The sequence below is a fragment of the Tessaracoccus zhenghani genome (assembly GCF_055326325.1).
The window spans coordinates 107957-125307 of the sequence record NZ_JBUZNQ010000001.1; the positions used below are offsets into that span (position 1 = coordinate 107957).

Sequence of the window (17351 nt, forward strand, 5' to 3'; positions counted from 1 at the left end):
GGGTGGAACAGTTCCGCTTCGGAATGCATGAAATGCACGCCTAGGTCAACTTACTCGAGATCCGTCCACTGATCGGGACGCGGACAAAGGGGCTGATCGCCTCAGCCGATGACCCGGCGGGCGCCGGTGAAGGGCATGGAGTTGAGGCCGGCCACCCGGACGCCGGAGCGCGGGTTGGCGGCGTCGACGATCTTGCCGTTGCCGATGTAGATGCCCACGTGGCTGACGGGGCTGTAGTAGAAGACGAGGTCTCCGGGCTGGAGTTCCGACTTCGACACCTTGTAGCCGGCCGAGCTCCACTGCGTGCGCGACGAGCGCGACAGGTTGACGCCGACCTGGCGGTAGGCCCAGCTGGTGAGGCCGGAGCAGTCGAACGTGTTCTCCCCCGAGGTGCCCCACACATAGCGCTTGCCGACCTTGCTGAGCGCCGCGTTGACGACGTCCTGTGCACGGCCGGAAGCTACAGGTGCGGGGGCGGCCGGCTCAGCGGGCGCCGCTGCTGCGGGGGCGGCCGGCGCTGCACCTGGCGCTGCGGGAGCCGCCGCGGCCGTCTGTGCACGGGCCGCGCGCAGTTCGGCGCGGCGCTGGGCTTCTTCCGCCTGGCGGACCCGTTCGGCCTCCAGCCTGGCGAGGCGCTCGCGCTCCTCGGCCGAGAGGCGCTTGTAGACGGCCTCCGCCTCAGCTTCCTTGGCGTCGTAGTCATCGGCCAGCTCAACCTTGGCGGCGTGCTCCTTCTTCAGGGCGGCCTCCGTGGCTGCGGCGTCCTCGCGCAGGGTGGTGAGCTTGGCCTGGACGAGCTGCAGCTGCTGGATCCCGGCGTTGCTGCGGTCCACTTCGCTGTGCAGGGTGGCCAGGCCGCTGAGGAAGTTGTCCGAGGAGCTGCTGAGCAGCAGCTGCGCCGTGAGGGACACCGAATCGTGCTGCAGTTGGAAGGCGGCGACGTCCCCGAGTTCCGAGGACAGCTTCCCGACCTTCTCCTCCTGCGTCTGTACGTCGGTCTTCAGCCGCGCCAGCTTCTTCTCCGCCTGCGCTGCACGGTCATGGGACTCGATGATCTGCTGGTCGATGGCCGAGGACTCCTGCTGGATGCGCTCCAGATCAGCCCGGGCCTGCTCGACCGCCTGGGGGTCCGCGCTGGCCACGACGGTTCCGGTGAGGATGACAGCTGAGGTGAGTACAGCGGCGACGGCGGCACGAACTCGGTTCACGGAAGCTCCAGTGGTGGCGGACAGCAAATCTGAGAGAATCCTAAGCTCTTTTCAGGCTTTCTCAAAGTCCTGTCCACAGACTCGCTCAACCCGGTGCAGGATTTGTCGGCACCGGCGATTATCGTCTCCTTCATGTCTGCCACCGCCTTCTCCCAGCCGTCCTTCGAGGACCTCGGCGTACCGCTCCCGGACGTCACGTTCGTCGTGGTGGACCTGGAGACCACCGGCGGGGCCGCAGACTCAGAGATCACCGAGTTCGGCGCGGTCAAGGTCCGGGGCGGCGAGGTGCTCGGGGAGTTCCAGACCCTCGTGCGCCCCTCGGCGCCCATCCCGCCCATGATCCAGGTGCTCACCGGCATCACCAACCAGATGGTGGCGGGCGCCCCTCCCCTGTCCCAGGTGCTGCCGGCCTTCGCGGAGTTCGCCGCCGGCGCGGCGCTGGTGGCCCACAACGCGCGTTTCGACACCACCTTCCTGCGCCGCGGCTACGAGCAACTGGGCATGACCTGGCCACGCCCCACCGTGATCGACACGGTCGCGGTGGCCCGCACGGCGCTCATGCGCGACGAGGTGCCCAACTGCAAGCTCGCCACGTTGGCGCGCTACTTCCGCGCCACCACCGAGCCCAACCACCGGGCGCTCAGCGACGCCCGGGCCACCGTCGACGTGCTGCACGGGCTGCTGGCCCGCGTCGGCAACCTCGGCGTGCACACGCTGGAGGACCTCACGGAGTTCGCCCTCCAGGTCTCGCCGGACAGGCGCGCCAAGCGGGTCTGGGCCCAGGACGCCCCGGAGTCGGCCGGCGTCTACTTCTTCGTGACGGATTCGACGGCGGCGGACGGCAGCCCGAAGCGCGAAGTGCTCTACGTGGGCAAGTCCAACAACCTCAAGCGACGGTTGCGGTCCTACTTCTCGGCGGCTGAGAAGCGCGGCCGCATCCACGAGATGGTCCGGGTGGCCACCGGCGTCGAGTTCATCCCCTGCGCCACGGACCTGGAGGCGGAGGTGCGGGAACTGCGGATGATCGAGTCGCTGGCGCCGCGGTACAACCGTCGGTCGAAGAACCAGCGCAAACTCACCTGGCTGAAGCTCACCGACGAGGCGTTCCCCCGGCTGTCCGTGGTCACCTCGGTGCGCGACGGGGCGTCGCACTTCGGGCCGTTCCGCAGCCGCGACGCCGCCAACGAGGCAGCGCTCACGCTGTACGACGCCTTCAAGTTGCGGCGCTGCACGCCGCGCCTCTCCAGGAAGACGGCGTCGGCATCGTGCGCCCTCGCGGAGATGGGCCGCTGCCTTGCCCCCTGCGAACTCGGGGCAGGCGCTGAGGGCTACGGCGCCGTGGTGGAGGAGGTGCGCAGCAGTTGGGAGACCGACGTGCGCCCCGTGCTCCGCAGCGTGCGTGGCCGTCTGAGCAAGCTCGTCGGGCAGGAACGCTACGAGGAGGCCGGCGAGGTGGCGGAACGGCTCACCGCGTACTACCGCACCTCCCTGCGGTTCCACCGTGTGCGGTCGCTGGCCAGGTGCCGCCAGTTGGTGGCCGCCGTCCCCTCGGCGGCGGGCTGGGACATCCACGTCATCCGCTACGGACGGTTGGCCGCGGCCACCACGGCGCCCTCAGCCCGGGCGCGGGCCGCGGCGGAGGATGCCGTCGCGCTGGCAGAGACCGTACTGCCCGTTACGGGGGGCTGGCCCGCCGCCAGCATCGAGGAGGCTGAGCGGGTCGCCTCCTGGCTGGAGCTGCCCGGGGTCCGCCTCATCGAGACGGACGGGAGCTGGGAATGGCCGCTGAACGCGGGCCTCCCCGAGGGCGCCCTCCCCCGGGAACTACTCGGCGAGCAGCCCCTCTCGGAACTGCTCGCCTCGTGATCCCTGGTTGAACCGGCGAGGGGTCAGGAGATCTCGACGGTCTCGATCACGACCGGCTCGACCGGACGGTCGCCGGAACCGGTGCGCGTGGTGGAGATCGAGTCGACCACCTTCTGGCTGGCCGGGTCCTTGACCTCACCGAAGATGGTGTGGCGGTTGTTCAGGTGCGGCGTGGGGCCGGCCGTGATGAAGAACTGCGAGCCGTTGGTGCCCGGACCCGCGTTGGCCATGGCCAGGAGGTAGGGGCGGTTGAACTGCAGCTCGGGGTGGAACTCGTCGGCGAACGTGTAGCCGGGGCCGCCACGGCCGTCACCGCGGGGGCAGCCTCCCTGGATCATGAAGCCGTCGATCACGCGGTGGAAGGTCAGCCCGTCATAGTACTTGCCCGTGGTGGTCTCATCGGTCTTGGCGTCGGCGTATTCCTTGGTGCCGTTGGCGAGGCCGACGAAGTTCTCGACGGTCTTGGGGGCGTGATTGTCGAAGAGTTCGATGACGATGTCACCGTGGTTGGTCTTGAGGGTAGCGGTGGTCACGCGCTGTCCTTTCTGAGGATTCACTGGAGGCCCAGTCTGTCAGACGAGCCGAAACGACGGCGAAGCGCCGGGCGAAGTTGGGCCAATCGCCTTGAGTGGACCCTACAAGCAGGTAGCGTGGAATCTGCTCGATCACGAGCCACAACCATGGGAGGAACTTGTGAGAAGGTCACAAGAACTGAAGAAGGCCGCCGCAGAGACCGCTTCTGCCGCCGCCGTGTATTCAACCGCCGCTCTGAAGGAAGGCCTGGACCGCGCGCAGCTGATGCTGGCGGATCTTCAGAAGCAGGCCGCACCCGTCCTGCACGATGCCAAGATCCGCACCGCGGATTACGCGGCCAAGCGCCTCGACGATTTCGAGCCGCATCTGAAGGACGCCATGAGCAAGGTCGCCCCGGCCATCGAAATTGCGCGCGAGCGGGTCGAGGACGACCTGCTGCCGAAGGTCCAGGATTTCCTGCACCAGGCCGCTGAGCTCCCCGTCGTCATCGAGGGCGGCAAGCGGGGCAAGGCAGCGCTCAAGGCCCTGAAGGGCGAACTCGAGCCCGCCCCGAAGAAGAGCGGCTGGCGCACGTTCGGCAAGGTCCTCGCCATTGGCGCCATCGTCGCCGGTGCAGCCGCGGCGGTGCGGCATTTCCTGTCCCCGAAGGACGATGGCTGGACGGCCCACGAGCCTTCCAAGGCGTACGTGAACAACAACGACACGTTCTCCAACGCGGCCAAGTTCGCCTCGGACACCGTCGAACCCACCGATGAGGTGGCCGAGCCGGCCGAGGACGAGGTGCAGGCACAGGACGTGACCACCGAGACCACGCCTCCGGCGTCGGTGGTTGACGACGCTGCGGCGCCCGGCACGGCCGCCGCCGGCTACGGCGACGGCTCCTACGTGGGCACTGAGCCCCCCGCAGGGTTCACCATCAAGGGCAACGAGCGCTCGAAGAAGTACCACGTCGAAGGCAGCGGCGGCTATGACCGCACCATCGCCGAAGTCTGGTTCAACTCGGAGGAGGCGGCTGAGGCAGCCGGCTTCACGAGGGCCCAGCGCTGACCGCACTGCTCTCACCCCGCCGGGCGCCGACGCACTGTCGGCGCCCGGTTCTATTGTGTAGCCCATGCACCGCCGCCTGAGTCCCGCCGCCGCACGGCGCATCGCCGTCGACGCCCAGGGCCTGGGCAGGCCGCGGAAGGCGACGGTGGGGTCGGCCGCGCTGCGGGCGGTCATCGCGCGGCTCGGGGTGCTTCAACTGGACACGGTCAACGTGTTCGAGCGCAGCCACTACCTGCCGATCCTTTCCCGCCTCGGCCCGTATGATCGCGCGACGCTGGACCGGATCGTCCACCACGACCAGCGCGCCACCCGGCTGGGCAGCTTCACCGAATACCTCTCCCACGAGGCGGCCATCATGCCCGTGGCAGACTGGCCGCTGTGGGCGTGGCACCGGGCGCGGCCCGAACGGCCCGGCTGGGAGCGCTGGGCGCAGGAGAACGAGCGCCTCATCGACGAGGTGCTGGCCGAGTTTCACCTGTCCGGCCCCATGAGGGTCCGAGACCTCCAACACCCGCTGAACGCCCCCACCAGCGGGGGCTGGTGGAACAAGAACGACGTCTACTGGGCAGCGTCCAGGCTCTTCCGCAAGGGCGACATCGTCGTCGTGGGGCGTGACCGGTTCGAACGGGTCTACGGGGTCGCCGGCGACGTGCTCCCGCCAGAAGCGCGGGTCGCGGTGCCGGAGGACGAGGCCGTCGTCGAACTCGTCCGCAGGGCCTCCGTCGCCCACGGTGTGGCCACCCTCGAGGACCTGGCTGATTATCCGCGGATCAAGCGGGCTCCTGCACAGAGGGCGGTCGATGTGCTGGTGGCGCGCGGAGAGCTTGAGCCGGTCGAGGTCGACGGCTGGGCCCGCACGGCGTGGTTGGCCACGGGTCAACGGGTGCCACGCTCCGTGACAGCGGCCGCGTTGCTGTCGCCGTTCGACCCCCTGGTGTGGTTCCGCCCGCGCGCCGAGCGGGTGTTCGGCTTCCGCTACCGCATCTCCATCTACACGCCGGCAGAGCAGCGCGAGCACGGCTACTACGTGCTGCCCGTGCTGGTCGACGACGAACTCGTCGGCCGCGTCGATCTCAAGGCCGACAGGCAGGCCGGCGTCCTGCGGGTCCAGCATGCGCATGTGGAGCCGGCCAGCGCCCACCGGCGAGAGGAACTGGCCACCCGGGTGGCGCCGCTGCTGGCAGAGGCCGCCGAATGGCAGGGTCTGGGCTCAGTGTCCTTCACCGGCCCCGGCACCTGGGTCGCTGCGCTGAAGCCCCACTTCTGAGTTGTCCACAGGAGCCGCCGGCCTGACCCCGTGCGCTCCCTAGTCTCAGGCCATGACCTGGTTCATGGCCCTGGCCACAACGGCCTCAGCAGGCGCCGTCTGGTGGCTGATCGTTCCGCGGCTGCGCGTCGACGATCCCGACGCGCCGGATTTCGCCGCCCTCGTGTCGTGGCGCACCCTGCTGGGCGTGCTCGGCACGGCCGGTGCGGCGTCGGGCGTGCTGTGGCTGGTGCCCACGCACCACCACTGGCTGTGGGTGCCCTACCTGGCCGTGGGTGTGCCGCTGGTCGCCATCGACCTGCTGAGTACGTTCCTGCCGAAGCGGCTCAACGCCCTCGCCACCGCGCTGATGGCGGCGGGGCTGGCCGCCACGGCGATCACCGACTGGCGCGGCGCAGCGGCCGCCGCCCTGGGCGCGGCGGCCGCGTTCGCGTTCCTCTACCTGGCCTGGCGGCTCTCGGCGAGCCTGGGCTTCGGCGACGTGCGGCTCGCGCTGCTGATCGGCGCCGTCAGCGGACTGGCCGGTGTGGGTACGTGGACGACGGCGCTGCTGACGGGCACCGCACTGGGCGCCGTGCACGGCATCGCCCATGCGCTGTGGGCCCTGCGCGACGCCGGCCGCCCGAGGCACTTCCCCTTCGGCCCGGCCCTGTGGCTCGGCCCGTTGGCGGCGGCCACGCTGCAGGTCACCGCTGGGTAGCGGCGACCCACTTCTCCAGCGTCTGGGCGGCGTTCCCGGAATCGATCGCCTCGTGGGCCGCGGCCAGCGTGGGTCGCAACTGGTCGACGAGCTCGGTGACCGTCGAGATGCCCCGGTAGGCGAGCAGCGCAGCGGCGGCGTTCAAGGCGACGATGTCGCGCACGGGGCCGGGCTTGCCGGCCACCAGGTCGCGCACCACCTGGGCGTTGTGCTCCGGCGGCCCGCCCTGCAGCTCGAAGGAGGAGGCCGGCTCGAGGCCGAGATCCCGCGGGTCGAGCACGGTGCGGAAGACCCGGCCCTCGGAGATGAGCCACACATCGGATTCCGACGTCGTGGTGAGCTCGTCGAGGCCGTCGTAGCCGCGGAAGACCATCCCTCGGGTGCCGCGCTCCGCCAGCACGCGGGCGATCACCGGCGCGATGTCGTCGTTCGCCACGCCCAGCGCCATGGCGCGGGGCCGGGCCGGGTTGGCCAGGGGGCCGAGGAAGTTGAAGGTGGTCTGAATACCCAGCGCCTTGCGCACACCCGCCACGTATCTCATGGCGGGGTGGTAGAGCTGCGCGAACAGGAAGGCGATGCCGGTCTCGGCCAGGATGCCGGCCTGCTTGGCGGGCTCGACGTCCAGCTTGACGCCCAGCGCCTCCAGCGTGTCCGCGGTGCCTGCCTGGGACGAGGCGGCGCGGGACCCGTGCTTGATCACCTTGGCGCCGGCGCCCGCAGCGACGATCGCGGCCATCGTCGAGATGTTGACGGTGTTGGCGCGGTCGCCTCCGGTACCGACGACGTCCACCGCGTCGGGGTCGAGCGAGATCGGCGTGGAGTTGGCCAGCATGGCGTCGGCTAGTCCGGAGATCTCGTCCTCGCTCTCACCCTTGGCCCGGAGCGCGGTCAGCATGGCGGCGATCTGCACGTCGGAGGCGCGCCCGGCGAGGATCTCGTTGAGGGCCCACGTGGCGGCGGTCGCCTCCAGGCCCTCCCTCCGGACGAGACCGGTCAGGATGTCGGGCCAGGTGTAGCTCGTCGACATCAAGCGACCTGCGCCAGGCGCGCACGGATGAGGTGGGCGGCCTGCTCAGGCATGGTGACCGGATCGATCGGGAAGGGGGTCACCGCCTCGGCGCGGGACCAGGAGGCCAGCCAGGCGTCAGCCTCACGCTTGACCAGCAGCATGATGGGGGCGCTGTCGGCGTACTCCTCCTTGACCTGGTGGGCCAGGCCGAAGCCGCCCGACGGCTGCGCGTCGCCGTCGAAGATCATCAGGGCGTAGTCGGTGCCGGCGTCCAGGGTGCGCAGCAGTGCGCCCTGCGTCGCGACCTCGAAGACCTCGATCTGCGGCAGGTCCATGGCCACGCGCCGTCCCAGCGTCAGGCGGATCTGCTCACGCACCAGCCGGTCATCGGAGAACACCAGCACCTTCACGGTCGCATCGCTCATTATCGGTCTTCCTTCGCGTTGTGGCTGTCGACGGTGGGTTGAGATTGTTTCTGGGGGTCATGGTAGCCAAGTCCTTGCGCCTGGGCGCGTCGGGCCTCCTCCCGGTCCAGCGCCCGGTCCACCCGCCGGGCCTCCCGGTTGGAGTCCTTGATCCACTGGATGAAGATCGTGATCATCGCCGCGAACATCGTGAGATCCCCCGTGGCCCACATCAGCGCGCCGGCCCACTCCTGGTCCTGCATGGGCGACATGCCCCAGGTCCGGTCGAAGGAGAGGTACCACTCCTCCGCGATGAGCCGGCTCGAACCCATGATCGTCACGCCGAGGAAGGCGTGGAACGGCATGGTGATGAAGAACAGCAGGATCCGGATGGGGTACGGCATCTTGATCGGCACGGGGTCCACCCCGAGGAGCGGGAAGAAGAACAACACGCCCATGGTCACCAGGAAGAGGTGGAGCAGGTCGTGCGCGAGGTCGTTGGTGAGGGTGATCTCGTAGAGGCCACTCATGTAGAGGCCGAAGGGATAGATGACCATCAGACCCGTGGTGAGCGGCGGGAACATCACGAACTTCCCGAACCACGAGTGGAGCACCTTCAACAGGATGGCCCGCGGCCTCTTGGGCAGGGCGCGCAGCGCCAACGTCACAGGCGCACCGAACACGATGAACACCGGCGCGATCATGCTGAACAGCATGTGCTGGACCATGTGTGACCAGAACAGGACGGTGTCGTACACGCCCAGAAACGAGAAGGTGCCCACGGCGATGGACCCCAGGCCCAACACGACGAAGCTGATGGTGCGCATCAAGGGCCATCTGTCGCCGCGCCGCCTCAGCCGCTGCACCCCCCACAGGTACAGGCCGCCCGCGACGAGCAGTCCGATGACGGCACCGAGGGGGAACTCCCAGGCGGTGAAGAACCGGGCTCCGACGAGGGGGATGATGTCGTCGTCGGGCTTGGCGTGCATCGGGATGAGTGCCAAGGAACCGGTAAACATGTGGCGCATTATCGCATAGCCGCTTTCAACGATTTGGTGGGGGTGGTCCCAATGTTCGTGCCTGGCGTGACCTATGGGGCTTTTGAGGCAATAATGACCACGTGGCCACGAATCATGAACTCATCCAAGCACCATCGGAGCTGCCGACCGGTGCCATCCATCAGGTGCCGCCTGCCCGGCTGAACAAGCCCTACGGACGTCCCGACGTGACCGCCATCGGCGTGATCGTGTGGCTGGCGAGCGAACTGATGTTCTTCGGCGCCATCTTCGCAGCCTACTTCTGGACCCGCTCCATGGCGGCGGACGCCGCCGCGGAAGCTGGCGTCCAGTCCATGTGGGCCACAGAGAGTGCGCACCTCGACCTGCTCTTCGCCAGCATCAACACCACCATCCTGGTGCTGAGCTCGGTGACCATCCAGTTGGGCGCCAACGCCGCTGAGGCGGGCCGGGTCAACGGCTCCTGGGTGAACCCACTGAAGTGGGGCGTGCGTCAGGGCTTCATCATCTCGGCCATCCTCGGCTCGATCTTCGTCGCCGGCCAGGTCTGGGAGTACTTCACGCTCTTCAACGAGGGCATCAGCATCTCCACCAACCAGTACTGGTCGCTGTTCTTCATCGCCACCGGTATCCACGGCATCCACGTGTTCGGTGGCGTCGTGGCCATGTGGTACGTCCTGGCCCGCTCCTACATGACCCGCATCCACACCCACGAGCAGACGGTCCACGCCCACGTCGTGTCCTACTACTGGCACTTCGTCGACGTCATCTGGATCGCCCTGTTCGGCGTCCTCTACTTCCTCCGCTAAGACCGAGACCGGGAGTTTCATTTCAGTGAAGAAATCAACCAATCTCAGGCGGCATGCTGCAGCGCGGCCACTGCTGCTGATCTTGGCCCTCCTCGTCGTCGGCCTCAGCTACTCCGTCGTGAGCCCGCCACGCTCCTCGGCAGAGACGGAGACCACCCTGCAGATCGAGCAGGGCAAGGACATCTACATGACCACCTGTTCCTCCTGCCACGGTCTCGGCGGCGAGGGCACCACGCAGGGCCCCAGCCTCATCGGCGTGGGCGCGGCCTCGGTGGACTTCCAGATGGGCACCGGTCGCATGCCGGCGTCGCGCCTGGAGGCTCAGATCCGCGCCCGCAAGGTGAACTACACGCAGGAGCAGATCGAAGCGGTGGCAGCCTACGTCGCCTCGCTCGGCGCGGGCCCGGCCATCCCCGAGGAGTCGCAGTACTCCCTCGACGCTCTGAACCAGGGCGACGACGAGAAGGCGCTGGCTGTGGCGCGCGGCGGCGCGCTGTTCCGCGCGAACTGCTCCGCCTGCCACGGCGTCGTCGGCGGTGGCGGCGCCATGCCTGAGGGCAAGTTCGCGCCCAACCTGACGGAGACCGCACCCGTGCACATCTACGAAGCGGTCCGCACCGGCCCGCAGCAGATGCCGTCGTTCTCCAAGGACGTCCTCACGGACGAGAGCGTGAGCGAGATCATCGCTTACCTCGAGGCTGCCGACGAGCAGCCCAACTACGGCGGTCTGACCATGGGCGACGCCGGCCCTGTCTCCGAGGGCTGGTGGATCTTCATCATCGGCATCGGCGGACTCTCGATTGTTGCCCTGTGGATTGCACGGAAGGGGGCTCGCGCCCGATGAGCTGGAAGAATCTGCCCGTCCAGGATCCTGACAGGGGTCACAGCGTCACTGATCCCGGCATGGAGGAGCACATCGAGCGCTTCACCGACGCCGACAAGGGCGCAGGCAACCGTGCCTACCTGGCCATCCTCGCCATGCTGGGCCTCGTCCCCGTGCTGGCGATCGCCTTCGTCGTGATCTACTTCGCCGTCCCGCGCCGGGCCTACATCGACTTCGGGTGGCTGAAGGCCAGCGCGATGAACGTCGGCCTGGGCGTCACCGCAGGCCTCGCCGTGCTGCTCATCGGCCTGGCCATCATCCAGTGGTCCCGCGTGCTGATGGGCGACCACGAGTCGGTGGATCCCCGTCACAGCGCCGCCACCTCCCCCGAGGACCGGGCGATCGTCGCCCAGAACTGGCGCGACGGCGTGGAACAGTCGGCCATCAAGCGCCGCCCGCTGATCCTCGGCGCCCTCGGCGGCGCCCTCGGCATCGCCGTGGTGCCGGCCGTGGTGTTGCTGGCCGACATGGGTCCGCACCCCACCCGCCGGGTGCGCGAGCAGACCATCGAGAAGACCATCTGGGCCAACCAGGTGCGCCTCGTCAACGACGAGAACTGGGTGGAGCTGCGCCCTGAGCACCTCGAGGTCGGCCAACTGGTCAACGCCCAGCCCGCCACGCTGCGCGAGCTGGAAGGCGTGGAGGCACATCAGGCGAAGGCCAAGGCCGCGATCATCGTGGTGCGCATGGATCCCCAGTCGATCACCATCCCGCCGTCGCGGCAGGACTGGCAGGTGTCGGGCATCCTGGCGTACTCGAAGATCTGCACCCACGTCGGCTGCCCCATCTCGCTGTGGGAGCGCCAGACCCACCACCTGCTGTGCCCCTGCCACCAGTCGACCTTCGACCTGGGCAACAGCGGCACCGTCGTGTTCGGCCCTGCGGCCCGCTCGCTGCCCCAGCTGCCCATCTCTGTGGACGACGAGGGCTACCTGATCGCGACGAGCGACTTCACGGTGCCTGTCGGGCCGAGCTACTTCGAGCGCGACTCGCGCAATGACTTCCAGGACGGAGACCAGTAATGGCCAAGCCAACGAGCGTCGTCGATACGTCGTCCTCGGTCGAGGCCCACGAGGCCCCCACTCAGAAGACCAACAGCACCCCTGGCGTCCTCGGCTGGGCCGATGACCGGCTGGGGCTGGGCAAGCTCGGCCGCACCGGCCTGCGCAAGGTCTTCCCGGACCACTGGTCGTTCCTGCTGGGCGAGATCGCCCTCTACTCGTTCATCGTGCTACTGCTGACCGGTGTCTTCCTGACCATCTGGTTCAAGCCCTCGATGGCCGAGATCCACTACGACGGCTCCTACCAGCTGATGAAGGGCATGCCCATCTCGGAGGCCTTCGCCTCAACGCTGAACATCTCGTTCGACGTGCGTGGCGGCCTCCTGGTACGCCAGATCCACCACTGGGCCGCCCTGCTGTTCGTGGCGGCCTCGACGGTGCACATGCTGCGCGTGTTCTTCACGGGCGCGTTCCGCAAGCCGCGTGAGATCAACTGGCTCATCGGCGTCGGCCTGCTGTCCATGGGCCTGATGGCGGGCTTCACCGGTTACTCGCTGCCCGATGACCTCCTCTCGGGCACCGGCCTGCGCTTCGTCGACGGCCTGATCCGCTCGATCCCGGTCATCGGCACCTGGGCGGAGTTCTTCGTCTTCGGCGGCGAATTCCCCGGCAGCCTCATCATCCCCCGCCTGTACATGGCGCACATCCTGCTGATCCCCGGCCTGCTGCTCGGCCTCATCTCCGCGCACCTGGCGCTCGTGGTCTACCACAAGCACACCCAGTACCCCGGCCCCGGCCGCACGGAGAACAACGTCGTCGGTTACCCGCTGTTCCCGGTCTACATGGCCAAGGCCGGCGGCTTCTTCTTCATCGTGTTCGGGTTCCTCGTGCTCATGGGTGGCCTGTTCCAGATCAACCCGGTGTGGGCCTACGGCCCGTACGACCCGGCCAAGGTCACCGCGGGTTCGCAGCCTGACTGGTACATGGGCTTCGTCGAGGGCGCGCTGCGCCTCATCCCGCCCTTCTGGGAATCACACTGGGGCGGCACCACCTGGACCTGGGGCGTGTTCCTCCCCGGTGTGGGCATGATGGGCATCCTGTTCACACTGCTGGGTGTCTGGCCGTTCGTCGAACGCTGGCTCACAGGAGACGACCGCGAACACCACCTGCTGGACCGCCCGCGCAACGCGCCGACGCGGACCGCGCTCGGTGTCGCAGGCATGGCGGCCTACGGGCTGTTCTGGATCGGCGGCGCCAACGACATCATCGCCACCCGGTTCTCCCTGAGCCTCAACGCGATCACGATCTTCCTGCGCGTCGCCGTGTTCCTCGGGCCGATCATCGCGTTCATCATCACCAAGCGCATCTGCCTGGGCCTCCAGCGCGCAGACCGCGAACGGGCCCTCCACGGCTCTGAGGACGGCGTCATCGTCCGGAGCCCGGACGGCGGCTACTCGGAGTCGCACGTCCCCGTCGGCACGCATGAGCAGTTCGCGCTGACGCAGCACCTGCAGCACCCGGTGCTCGCGCCCGGCGGCGACACCGATGCGTCGGGGGTCGCCCGCAAGGGCGGTATCAGCAGGCTCCGCGCTCGGTTGTCCCGCTGGTACCTCGGCCATGAGATTGCCAAGCCCACGGCCGTTGAACTCACGGACGGCCACCACGGCGAACTCGAGGTCGGGCGCCACGGGGAGCTCCCGGCGCACGACGATGACGACGACCGCGACACCCCGGTGCTCGAAGGCTCGACGCGCCACTGACCGCACCACCCACAGAATCGGCGCCGCCCCACAGGGCGGCGCCGATTCTGTTCACCCCTGCCGCGAAGGTAGAATCCAGGCGTGCGATTTCTCCATGGCGACCCCTCGTATGACCTGACCTACAGCGACGTCTTCATGGTCCCCAGCCGCTCCGGCGTGAGTTCCCGCCTCGACGTGGACCTCACCTCTTCAGACGGCCTCGCCACCCCCACCCCGCTGGTGGCCGCCAACATGACGGCGGTCTCCGGTCGCCGCATGGCTGAGACGATGGCCCGCCGCGGCGGCCTCGCGATCTTCCCCCAGGACATCCCCACCGACGTGGTGGCAGAGTCCATCACCAAGGTGAAGAACGCCCACCTGGTGTTTGACACCGCGGTCACAGTGTCGCTCTCCACCACCGTCGGCATGGTCCTCCAACTCATCCCCAAGCGGTCCCACGGTGTCGCCGTCGTCGTCGACGAGAACCGCAAGGTGCTCGGCGTGGTGCATCCCCGCGCGGCTGAGGGCTCAGACCGGTTCGCGCAGGCCCGCGACGTGATGACCACCGACGTGACTGTCCTGTCGGCGGACACCGCTCCGTCGGACGTGTTCGCCACCCTCTCCGAGCACCATCAGAAGGTCGCGATCGCCGTCGACTCGGAGGAGCGCCTCGTCGGCGTGATGACCCCCGAGGGTGCGCTGCGTTCCGGCATCTACTCCCCCGCCGTGGACCACGAGGGCAGGCTCCGCGCCGGCGTCGCCGTCGGCATCAACGGCGACATCGCCGCCAAGGTCCGTGCCGCGCTGGACGCACGCGCGGACGTGCTCGTCATGGACACCGCGCACGGTCATCAGGAGAAGATGATCAGCGCCCTGAGCACCGCCCGCGGAGAGCGCGACCGCTTCGAGGCGGAGACGGGCCGACGCATCCTGATCGTGGCCGGCAACGTGGTCACCACGGACGGCTGCCACGACCTCATCGAGGCCGGCGCCGACATCCTCAAGGTGGGCGTCGGACCTGGCGCCATGTGCACCACCCGCATGCAGACGGGCGTGGGCCGCCCGCAGTTCTCCGCCGTCCTGGAGTGCGCGGCCGCCGCGCGCGAGCACGGGAAGTCCATCTGGGCCGACGGCGGGGTCCGCCACCCGCGCGACGTCGCCCTGGCGCTGGCCGCCGACGCCGGTTCGGTGATGATCGGCTCCTGGTTCGCCGGCACGCACGAGTCCACCGGCGACCACCTCATCGACTCCGAGGGCAAGATGTTCAAGGAGTCCTTCGGTATGGCCTCGGCCCGCGCGGTGCGCAACCGTACCCGTGAGCAGTCCGCCTACCAGCGGGCCCGCGCAGCGATGTTCGAAGAGGGCATCTCGGCCTCGCGCATGTACCTCGACCCCCGCCGTCCGGGCGTCGAGGACCTCATCGACTGGATCACCAGCGGCGTGCGCTCCTCGTGCACGTACGCGGGTGCCCGTAGCCTGCCCGAGTTCGCCGAGCGCGCCGTCGTCGGCGTGCAGAGCGGGAGCGGCTACGAGGAAGGCCGCCCGCTCGACCGGAGCTGGTGACCCTGACGGGGCGTCAGCGCTGACGGCGGCGGAAGCGCGGCTTGAGGCGGATGTCCGGCAGGGGCGGCGCCTCCAGCTTCCTTAGGGCGCCGCGGTAACCGCGGACCCCGCCGAAGCGGTCGTCGTCGCGCTGCCAGGCGTCGCGCAGCTCGACGATCTCCTCGTGGCTGCGCCCGATGAAGTTCCACCACATGACGATCCCCTCCTCGAAGGGGGTGCCACCCAGCAGCATCACGCGCGCCGGCTTGTCGCTCGGGTTCGACAGCCGGAGGTGGTTCAGGCCGGCGTCGCGGACGCCCATGACGTCCTTGCTGATCGCCACGCCGTCCATCTCCACCACGCCCGAATCCACCAGAACACCGTGCTCGAACGAGCGGTCCACCTCGAACTCCCAGTCGGCGCCCGGACGCAGGATGATTTCCGCACCGAGCAGCGGCGTCTCCGTGGAGATGGGCGACGCGTCGCCCGCCAGCGAACCCACCATCACCTTGGCGGTGCCGCCGGGGATGTCGAGGAGTTCCGGGCGGTGGTGCTGGAAACCACGGTGCGTGTCCTTGGCGTGCTCCGGAAGCACCACCCACAACTGCACACCGTGCAGGAACTCCGTTTGGGGGGTCGACACCTCGGAGTGCGAGATGCCGTACCCGGACGTCATCAGGTTCACCTCGCCGGGCCGCACCAGGTCATGGACCCCGCCGGAGTCGCGATGCTCGATCTCGCCGTCGAACAGCCAGCTCACCGTCTGCAGCGACGTGTGCGGATGGGGGGCCACGTCCATGCCGCAGGTGGCCTCCACCAGGTTGGGGCCGTAGTGGTCCGCGAAACACCACGCGCCGACGAACGAGCGCTCGAGTTGAGGGATGGTGCGACGCACCGTCATGGCGCTGGGGCCCTCGCCCAGGCTCACCATCCGGGGTTGGAGCTGCTGGATCTCGGTGGGTCCGTGGTCCTTGTGCCCGCAGTCCAGCAGTTGGGGAGAGGTCTCGGTGTTGCTCATGAAGCAACGTTACTCGTCGCCCACGGGCGCCAGCCCTAGACTGCGGGACATGGTTGACGCGATCCGGGCATTCTTCGGCATGGATGAGGACTACGTCAGGCCCTCCCCCACGCGGCCCGCGTTCGGCGACATAGCCGTGGCCTCGCTGCTCTGCATCATCTCGATGGCCACGGTGATGGTGTACTCAGAGATCGACGACATCAAGGACCACGTCGACGTGTGGCCGTCGCTGGGCGCCATCGCGCTGGCGGGGGTGTTTCTCGCGTGCCGGCGGGTCTTCCCGATCACGGTCATGCTGCTGCTCACCGGCGTGCATTTCATCGTCGTGGGCAGCCTGTGGCCGGTCGTGTCCAGCACCCCGAGCATGCAGATCGTCTACTTCCTCGGCATCTACACCGCGCTGGCCTATGCGAAGCGCCGCGACACCCTCGCGCTCGCCGCCGGCGCCGTGGTCCTGGCCATGACGGTGTGGCTGATCGTGGACGACAGCTACAACCGCTCCATCAGTCCGGCCGAGTTCCATCCGACGGCGTGGTACTACGCGGCCACCCTGCTGATCAACGCTGCGTACTTCGGCGGCGCCATGTGGTTGGGCCGCAATGCCTGGCGGCAGGCCCGCGACGCCCACGACCTGGATGAGTCCAAGGCGCTGGTCACGCAGCAGGCACATCAACTTGCCGACCAGGCGGTGCTGGCGGAACGGCTGCGGATCGCCCGTGACCTGCACGATTCGGTCGCGCACCACATCTCGCTGATCGGTATCCAGACCGCCGCTGCCCGCCGGGCGATGGACGCCAAGCCGGAGTTGGCCGCCGAGGCGCTCGTCGAGGTCGAGGAGATGTCCCGCAGCGCCGTCTCGGAGCTACGCACCCTGCTGGGCTCGCTCCGCGACGTCTCTCCCACCGCGGGGGCCGGCAGCTCCCTGGAGGCCCTCGAGGCACTGTGCGAGGAGGCCTCGGGCGAGGGTCTCGACGTGAGCTACGAACTCGTCGGCGACCCCGCGCGGGCCGCCGAGCTCACCACCACCCAGAGCGGCGCCCTCCTGCGCATCGCACAGGAGGCCCTCACCAACGTCCGTCGCCACTCGACGGCGGACCACGCCCGCGTGGTGGTCCGGCTCGGCGACACCACGGAAGTCGAGATCACCGACGACGGGATGCCCGTGCACTGCACCGCAGGCTCGGGCCTCGGCCACGTCGGCATGCGCGAGCGGATCGCCGCCCTGGGCGGCACCATCGACATCGGCCCCCGGGCCACCCGTGGCTACCGCGTCCACGCCGTCCTCCCACGAAGGGTTTGATCACCACC

Annotated in this window: 16 protein-coding genes; 10 read left to right on the forward strand and 6 right to left on the reverse strand. The window is 68.7% G+C overall.

What is annotated here, in order from left to right; translation table 11 throughout:
• Positions 1-101: 101 nt before the first annotated feature.
• Positions 102-1208, reverse strand: a complete 1107-nt coding sequence (locus ACZK4S_RS00480) for a C40 family peptidase (protein ID WP_463643047.1) — start codon at positions 1206-1208, stop codon at positions 102-104.
• Positions 1209-1340: 132 nt separating this feature from the next.
• Here ACZK4S_RS00480 and ACZK4S_RS00485 point away from each other — a divergent pair, with 132 nt between their 5' ends.
• Positions 1341-3074, forward strand: coding sequence for a DEDD exonuclease domain-containing protein (locus ACZK4S_RS00485; RefSeq protein WP_463643048.1), 1734 nt, complete (start codon positions 1341-1343; stop codon positions 3072-3074).
• 23 nt (positions 3075-3097) lie between these two features.
• Here ACZK4S_RS00485 and ACZK4S_RS00490 read toward each other — a convergent pair whose 3' ends face one another.
• Entirely contained in the window at positions 3098-3607 is a 510-nt protein-coding gene (locus ACZK4S_RS00490) for a peptidylprolyl isomerase (protein WP_463643049.1), read from the reverse strand.
• Positions 3608-3767: 160 nt separating this feature from the next.
• On the opposite strand from ACZK4S_RS00490, the gene ACZK4S_RS00495 reads away from it, so the two are divergent.
• The 3 genes from ACZK4S_RS00495 to ACZK4S_RS00505 all read left to right on the forward strand — a co-directional run bounded on the left by ACZK4S_RS00495 (position 3768) and on the right by ACZK4S_RS00505 (position 6622).
• Positions 3768-4655, forward strand: coding sequence for a sunset domain-containing protein (locus ACZK4S_RS00495; protein ID WP_143570828.1), 888 nt, complete (start codon positions 3768-3770; stop codon positions 4653-4655).
• A 64-nt stretch (positions 4656-4719) separates the two neighbouring features.
• Positions 4720-5922: a winged helix-turn-helix domain-containing protein gene (locus tag ACZK4S_RS00500; RefSeq protein ID WP_459397935.1), complete on the forward strand. Its 1203-nt coding sequence runs from the start codon at positions 4720-4722 to the stop codon at positions 5920-5922.
• A 52-nt stretch (positions 5923-5974) separates the two neighbouring features.
• A complete protein-coding gene (locus ACZK4S_RS00505) occupies positions 5975-6622 on the forward strand; it encodes an A24 family peptidase (RefSeq protein WP_463643050.1) in 648 nt (215 codons plus the stop codon).
• On the opposite strand, the gene trpD is transcribed toward ACZK4S_RS00505, so the two are convergent.
• Genes trpD through ACZK4S_RS00520 form a run of 3 tightly spaced genes read right to left on the reverse strand, consistent with a single transcriptional unit; the run spans position 6609 to position 9054 of the window.
• Entirely contained in the window at positions 6609-7649 is a 1041-nt protein-coding gene (gene trpD, locus ACZK4S_RS00510) for an anthranilate phosphoribosyltransferase (RefSeq protein ID WP_463643051.1), read from the reverse strand. The genes ACZK4S_RS00505 and trpD overlap by 14 nt on opposite strands.
• Positions 7649-8056, reverse strand: coding sequence for a response regulator (locus tag ACZK4S_RS00515; RefSeq protein WP_182763663.1), 408 nt, complete (start codon positions 8054-8056; stop codon positions 7649-7651). The genes trpD and ACZK4S_RS00515 overlap by 1 nt, the downstream gene beginning before the upstream one ends.
• The gene (locus ACZK4S_RS00520) at positions 8056-9054 is read right to left on the reverse strand and encodes a cytochrome c oxidase assembly protein (RefSeq protein ID WP_463643052.1); all 999 of its coding nucleotides are present in this window, start codon (positions 9052-9054) and stop codon (positions 8056-8058) included. The genes ACZK4S_RS00515 and ACZK4S_RS00520 overlap by 1 nt, the downstream gene beginning before the upstream one ends.
• A 101-nt stretch (positions 9055-9155) precedes the next feature.
• Between ACZK4S_RS00520 and ctaE the strand changes: the two genes are divergently transcribed.
• From ctaE to ACZK4S_RS00545, 5 genes are all read left to right on the forward strand, one after another.
• On the forward strand, positions 9156-9860 hold the full coding sequence (gene ctaE, locus ACZK4S_RS00525) for an aa3-type cytochrome oxidase subunit III (protein WP_463643053.1): 705 nt from the start codon (positions 9156-9158) through the stop codon (positions 9858-9860).
• 25 nt (positions 9861-9885) lie between these two features.
• Positions 9886-10704, forward strand: coding sequence for a cytochrome bc1 complex diheme cytochrome c subunit (gene qcrC / locus ACZK4S_RS00530; RefSeq protein WP_076058189.1), 819 nt, complete (start codon positions 9886-9888; stop codon positions 10702-10704).
• Positions 10701-11765, forward strand: a complete 1065-nt coding sequence (gene qcrA / locus ACZK4S_RS00535) for a cytochrome bc1 complex Rieske iron-sulfur subunit (RefSeq protein WP_076058187.1) — start codon at positions 10701-10703, stop codon at positions 11763-11765. The genes qcrC and qcrA overlap by 4 nt, the downstream gene beginning before the upstream one ends.
• Positions 11765-13504, forward strand: a complete 1740-nt coding sequence (qcrB, locus tag ACZK4S_RS00540; RefSeq protein ID WP_083665289.1) for a cytochrome bc1 complex cytochrome b subunit — start codon at positions 11765-11767, stop codon at positions 13502-13504. Before qcrA ends, qcrB begins: the two co-directional genes overlap by 1 nt.
• 81 nt (positions 13505-13585) lie before the next feature.
• Positions 13586-15046: a GuaB1 family IMP dehydrogenase-related protein gene (locus ACZK4S_RS00545; protein ID WP_076058186.1), complete on the forward strand. Its 1461-nt coding sequence runs from the start codon at positions 13586-13588 to the stop codon at positions 15044-15046.
• 13 nt (positions 15047-15059) lie between these two features.
• Here ACZK4S_RS00545 and ACZK4S_RS00550 read toward each other — a convergent pair whose 3' ends face one another.
• Positions 15060-16043 (reverse strand): pirin family protein, encoded by a 984-nt coding sequence (locus ACZK4S_RS00550; protein WP_076058185.1) that lies wholly within the window; start codon positions 16041-16043, stop codon positions 15060-15062.
• Positions 16044-16092: 49 nt separating this feature from the next.
• On the opposite strand from ACZK4S_RS00550, the gene ACZK4S_RS00555 reads away from it, so the two are divergent.
• Positions 16093-17343 (forward strand): sensor histidine kinase, encoded by a 1251-nt coding sequence (locus ACZK4S_RS00555; RefSeq protein WP_463643054.1) that lies wholly within the window; start codon positions 16093-16095, stop codon positions 17341-17343.
• Positions 17344-17351 lie beyond the last annotated feature (8 nt).